Origin of the sequence: Candidatus Chloroploca sp. Khr17, from assembly GCF_004138165.1 — a bacterium.
Taxonomy (GTDB): Bacteria; Chloroflexota; Chloroflexia; order Chloroflexales; family Chloroflexaceae; genus Chloroploca.
Genome location: NZ_RYFF01000112.1, coordinates 1 through 5,625, shown reverse-complemented (window position 1 = coordinate 5,625; position 5,625 = coordinate 1). Strand labels below are relative to the sequence as shown.

At 59.0% G+C, this 5,625-nt stretch carries 5 protein-coding genes; 1 reads left to right on the top strand and 4 read right to left on the bottom strand.

Annotation, left to right across the window (positions count from 1 at the left end):
- The first annotated feature begins 202 nt into the window (after window positions 1-202).
- Window positions 203-424, top strand: coding sequence for a hypothetical protein (locus EKD05_RS24990; RefSeq protein ID WP_129678297.1), 222 nt, complete (start codon window positions 203-205; stop codon window positions 422-424).
- 533 nt (window positions 425-957) lie between these two features.
- On the opposite strand, the gene EKD05_RS24985 is transcribed toward EKD05_RS24990, so the two are convergent.
- The 4 genes from EKD05_RS24985 to EKD05_RS24970 form a co-directional block, all read right to left on the bottom strand.
- Window positions 958-1,464 (bottom strand): nitroreductase/quinone reductase family protein, encoded by a 507-nt coding sequence (locus EKD05_RS24985; RefSeq protein ID WP_129678295.1) that lies wholly within the window; start codon window positions 1,462-1,464, stop codon window positions 958-960.
- A 350-nt stretch (window positions 1,465-1,814) separates the two neighbouring features.
- Complete coding sequence (locus EKD05_RS24980) at window positions 1,815-3,254, bottom strand: O-antigen ligase (RefSeq protein ID WP_240695932.1); 1,440 nt, start codon at window positions 3,252-3,254, stop codon at window positions 1,815-1,817.
- A gap of 8 nt (window positions 3,255-3,262) precedes the next feature.
- Entirely contained in the window at window positions 3,263-4,243 is a 981-nt protein-coding gene (glpX, locus tag EKD05_RS24975) for a class II fructose-bisphosphatase (protein ID WP_165360972.1), read from the bottom strand.
- A gap of 421 nt (window positions 4,244-4,664) precedes the next feature.
- Window positions 4,665-5,625, bottom strand: a 961-nt coding sequence (locus EKD05_RS24970; RefSeq protein ID WP_205704086.1) for a lamin tail domain-containing protein, incomplete at its 5' end; no start/stop codon positions are given.

The following is a 5,625-nucleotide window of genomic DNA, read 5'->3' as shown; positions in this document are numbered from 1 at the left end:
AATGATGCTGAATCGCACGCTGTTCGCTTGCTTCTGGATTTTCGCTCACAAAGACAACGAGGCCAGCATAGCTTCGCGTCTCCAGCGTCTTTGCTTGCTGCACATCAGCGGTCAGGATGACCAGATCTTTTGTCAATCCGAGTACCCCGGCAGCATACATGGTGGACAAATCGACCTCACCTTGCCAGTTCTGGAGTGCCGGGTGGTGATCAGCGACGCTGGCGGCGTGCGTTCTCTCGGGCTGAGCCGGGCGATGTCGCTGATGGTGAAGGGGATGACAGCGAGTGGGTCACCTGCGCTGCGGGCTGATGTTACCGGGTCGGTGGGGGCGTTGGCTCGGCTGGTTACTCCCGGCCTCGATGGATGCGAGGAACACCCCTGGTTCGATGTCATCAGTGACATCGAACTAGGGGTGCGAGGCTGACCGCAATCCCTTGGACATCTTGGTGCATCTGTGCGCATATGCGCCTGGTACGCGGGGATGCGTCGGTACGGTGGCCTGGGCAGGGGTGTGGCGCGGCGGGGTGCGCGCTCGTGCCGGCCCAGTGGACGGGGTGGCGCGACGGGGCAGGGTGGGTCGTGGATGCAAGCGACCGACAGCGGCCCAGGGGGGACATGCCCGTCAAAGGGTGTCACCTGTTCCGGCAGGGGCGCCGGGACACCGCTCCGTGACCGCCAGGATCGCGGTGGCGCACACTGGATAGGTTCCCTGCACCGCCACCGGGATACAGCACGATGCAGCCGCCTGCCACCCAGCCGTCTTCCCGAACGTCAGGGTGGTTTGACGCCATCTGGTGAAACCTTTTGACGGGATTCCGTGTTGGACAGATCGACTGTTGCTACGACCGTACACCCATTGGAAGGCAGCGGGGCTATCATCAGATAGCCCCAGCCGACGATGGTGCCCACAGCAGCCAGGGCAAAGATTGGCTCTAGGGTGAACATCGTGCGGACGGCTTACACCTTGTCCGGGGTCATAACCATAATGGGAATGCTTCGCGCGTGGATGCGCTGCTTGTACAGGGGATAGCCAAAATACGTGTTTGATGCATATTGCCAGAAGCGTGCATACTCCTCATCAACCGCTTCATGTGCCAGGTACGTACCCGTCTTGCCGGCGAGCGAACATGTGGCCCGAGGGTTGGCTTTGAGGTTGAAATACCATGCCGGATACTGCTTTTGGCCCCAGTTTGTCGCGATGATTGCAAAATTGGCCGGATCGTGCTCGTCGCGGATGCAGAGCAGCGGAATCGTGCGTGGCAATCCGCTCTTGGCCCCCGTCGTGGTCACGCTAACGACGGGAAGGCCGGTAAACAAGCTGGTTACCGTCAGACGACCGCCCGATAACCGCAAGGCGATGCCATCAACGAGATGAAGGGTACGGGCATAATACCAGGCACCTGGTGGCGAGGCCGCGATTTTTTGCATGAGCAAACGAAAGGGAGCGTACTGCTTCGGTGGCATCACTGATCTCCTGCGCTTTCTTCTGGCTTACCTTCATCCGCGAGGGTTATTGTAGCATCTGGCCCAAAAGATGGGAAATCGCGACACAGATCAACTCCCCTCTTGCTGTCATCCCCACTCTTGACCATGTTCTGGAACTGGCCCTTGGCTAGGTTCAGCACATATGACGCTCACTTGCGTACGGGTTTCTTCTTTCGACCCCACCTCCGTGGAGGGAAACAAGCTTGCCCGCAGCAGTGCGCGCAAAAGGGGGAGGAACGACCATGCTCTCGCGAGGGCGCAGCAGCGATGGGATGGGCAATGCGGGTGCTAGATGCGCAGACCCCTACATCGGGCATGCTTTGTCCAACTCACGGTTTCGCATCTTCTCCATCGGCTGGCAGATCAACGACGGCCATCGCCAGCCCCATCGTCCCCCAGAAGAGCGCGACCATATGGCTAAATTCGATGTTGAAAAAATAGTGATCAGCCAGACCAACGGCGAGGGCGGCAACGATCCCCGCCTGACAGCCGAGCACCCAGCTGACCCGCTCTTCATCAATCACCTTCAGCGCCTTGATGGTCGTGACAAACCAGGCCCCGACGGTACCAAGAAACGCCGCGAGCCCAATCAGGCCAATGCGCTGCCCAAGCGCCAGGTAGATGCTGCTCACTCCGGCGGTCAGATCGAGATCAGGGGCCTGACCGAAGCCAATGCCAAAGGCGGGATAGCGCTGAATAATCGCGAGCGCATTGCGGAACTCGGCAAGACGCATCTGCTGAGCCTGGTCTTCAAATTGCACCCCGCTGACCATACGGGTGACAAACTCCTCGCCAAACCCGAGGCCGAGCAGCAGTAGCGTACCGACTACCCCGGCGCCCACCATCACCCCCCAAAGTTGACGGTAGCGGATGGTTGCCAAGTACGCAGCGGCAAAGATCAGCCCAAAGAGGGCAGCCCGTGAAAATGTCAGCAAGAGCGCCACGGCCATCAGCGTCACCAGCACGGCGAGGCTCCAGCGCGGCAAGAGCGGGCGCACGGCGACCAGTTGCGCGGCGGCGATGGCGACCACGAGGGCGAGCATCCCGCCAAAACTATTCGGATCGACCGAGAAACCGATGGCCCGTTCGAGGCCATTGACATCATCTTCGACATAGCGCAGCACGCGCCCGCTTGTTGGATAGCCGAGCCGACCGAGACTCACAAGAATACGGAGCGCCCAGGCATCATTGAGTACCCAGAGGATCAGCGCCACGAGGGCCGCTGCACCGCCAACCAGAATCAACCCACGCAGCGTCTGCCGCGCCTGCGTGCGTGTGCGTACCGTATTCACCACACTCACATAGAGCAGCACCCCAAGAGTAAACTTGACATAATTATGAAGCGTCGTTGTATCGGGCAAGCCCCGAGCGCCAAGGATCAACGAAAAGAGGGTCAGGCTGAGAAAGCCAAAGAGCGGAAGCGCGAGGCTGCTGAGGCGAAGATCATACTGATCGGAGCGAGCGAGCATCCGCAGCACCCAAACCCCAGTAAGCGCAAGCAAGGCGAGGGTCAAGAAATTAGGCGTAATAATCGCCCGGAACGGCAGAGTCGCAAACGGGATGAGGGTAACAATCGCAAAGACCGTCAGTAACCCGACCTGGGTTGAAACGAGCATCAGGGCAGCGGCCAGCAAACCCAGCAACCCGGCAAATGCATAGAGCGGGCCAAACGCAGAAGCACCGCCCACGACCCCACCGAGGGCGAGGGCGAGGGCGGCGACCATTGCGGGCGAGCGTACGAGCGTATCACGCAAGGACAACGACTGCATAGAAACGATCATCCATAGGGCATATTGCTGATCCGCATCAGCTTATCCCAGCGATGCGTTGCATCAATATAGCGCACCGTTCCTGAGCGTGAGCGCATCACCACGCTATGCGTACGGGCACCACCGCCGAAATACTCAGTACCACGGAGAAACTCGCCAGCGGTAATGCCAGTGGCGGCAATATAGACATTTTCGCCTCTGACCAGATCTCTTGTCGTAAAGATCTTATTTACATCAAGTTGCAACGCCTCGATCTGCGCCCGTTCTTCATCATTCCGGGGCCAAATCTTGCACTGCATCTCGCCACCAAGACACTTGAGTGCCGCTGCGGTAATAACTGCTTCAGGCGCACCACCAATGCCCATCAAAATATCGGCAGGTGGATTCTCGATGGCCGTCATAATGCCTGCGCTCACATCACCGTGGAGGATCAGCTTGATTCGTGCCCCGGTCTCCCGGATTTCTTTAATCAGATTCTTATGGCGTGGACGATCAAGCACCACCACCGTCACATCTTCGATCTGTTTGCCGAGGGTTCGCGCAACAGCACGGACATTGTACGCCACTGGTGCATTAATATCAATCACACCTTTGGCGCGTTCACCGACGGCGAGTTTATCCATGTAGGCAATGCCCTGCCAATTGTAGAGGGCACCGCGTTCAGCCATGGCAATGACCGCAATTGCCCCGGGCATACCTTCGGCGAGCAGCGTTGTCCCTTCAACGGGGTCAACGGCCACATCCATCTCGGGGCCGTCACCTGCCCCAACTCGCTCACCGACATAAAGCATCGGCGCTTCGTCCTTCTCGCCTTCACCGATGACAACGATCCCGTCCATTGGCACGCTATCAAGGGCGTACCGCATAGCATCAACTGCTGCCTGGTCGGCATGAATCTTATCGCCACGACCCATCCAGCGACCGCTGCGTAAGGCAGCCGCTTCAGTGGCGCGTACAAGATCCATGCCCAGATTACGCTCGATCCGCATCGGAGACCTCCGTTGGCGTTTTGAGGCGATAGATTGGTGAATTTTAGCACAGCCTTGCCTTGCTGTCGAATGAGCCTCCTGCAAGCTCAGCTACCGAAGGGAGGGCCAGCTGAGGCCGGCCCTCCCTTCGGTAGCTGAGTTGACATTCCTGGGAGCGAGGGCGTCCCGCGCTCGGGGTGTGTTCGAGGGCGGGACGCCCTCGCTCTCGGGAAGGCAAGGAAACTTCGTTGATAGGCTACTGAGTAGTCTGTCAACGAAGTTTCCCGGTAGCGCCGCCGTCCACGAATACTGATCACGAAGAAACGAATATGGGCGTTGCGGTGCGGTATTCGTTTCTTCGTGGCCCCATTCATGGTCGGCGAACGACACCAGAAAACTTATTTCACCAACTACTGAGTTTGGACGATGGATCCGTTCGAGCTCATGACTTCTTTAGTGTTACCCGATCATTTATGACAAGCACACCTGCAACAATGATGAGAATGAGTCCTGCAATGAGCATCCAGGGCAATGGTTGCTTCGCTCGGACAGATTCAGGTGCGCTCGTAAGCTCGGTCGGTCGTGTTGTTGGCTCTGGGTTGGCGCGCACGGTCTCGGTTGGAGGTGTCTCTCCTCGCTCAATCTGTCCTTGATACAACTCACCGGGCCGAGCGGCATAGGTTGGGGCCGGCCCTGGCTCGTTGGGCCAGGTTGCCGTGGGCATGGATGTTGCTCGCGGCGAGGTTGTTGCCTCTGGCCTGGCTGATGGCTCTGAGCTCTGATCAGGCACGCGGGTACTGCTGCTCGGGCTGACAACGGTAGCTGTGCTCGCTTGCGTTGGCCCATTGATCATCCCACTGCCTGGTGACGGTGCCTCGCTGGTACTCCAGGTGTTTGTCTGAACATTGCGCGCAAAGCTGGCATCAGGCGTTGTTGCCCCAAAGCGATACGAGTCGATCAACGTACCATCTGGGCCAAAGAGCCGGACGGTATCACCGCTGTTATTAAGGATGGCCCGCCCAAGCTCAATCACCAAATACGCGCCAGATTCGATCATCCCCTCAAGGCGTTGTGCCCCTCCATCCACTTCATCGTCCAGGCTCCATCCCTCGAGATCAATCGTTGCTGCTCCAGGATTATAGAGTTCCACCCACTCGTGGGCGAACAGGTCGCGTGGTGCCGCAAGGATTTCGCTGATCAGGAGGGTTCCTGGCGGATAATTACGAGGGGTGGCGGTTGCTTCTGGCAGAGTTGTTGGTGTACGGGTTGCGGTCGGCGTGCGGGTGGGCGAGGGTGTGCGGGTCGCCGTGGGCACGGGTATGCTAGTGGCGGTGCGGGTGGGCGAGGGTGTGCGGGTTGCCGTGGGCACGGGTATGCTGCTGGCGGTGCGGGTGGGCGAGGGC

Excerpts from the sequence above, each read along its gene's own strand:
- glpX (WP_165360972.1), bottom strand. The coding sequence starts at position 4,243 with ATGCGGATCGAGCGTAATCTGGGCATGGATCTTGTACGCGCCACTGAA.
- EKD05_RS24980 (WP_240695932.1), bottom strand. The coding sequence starts at position 3,254 with ATGCAGTCGTTGTCCTTGCGTGATACGCTCGTACGCTCGCCCGCAATG.
- EKD05_RS24985 (WP_129678295.1), bottom strand. The coding sequence starts at position 1,464 with ATGCCACCGAAGCAGTACGCTCCCTTTCGTTTGCTCATGCAAAAAATC.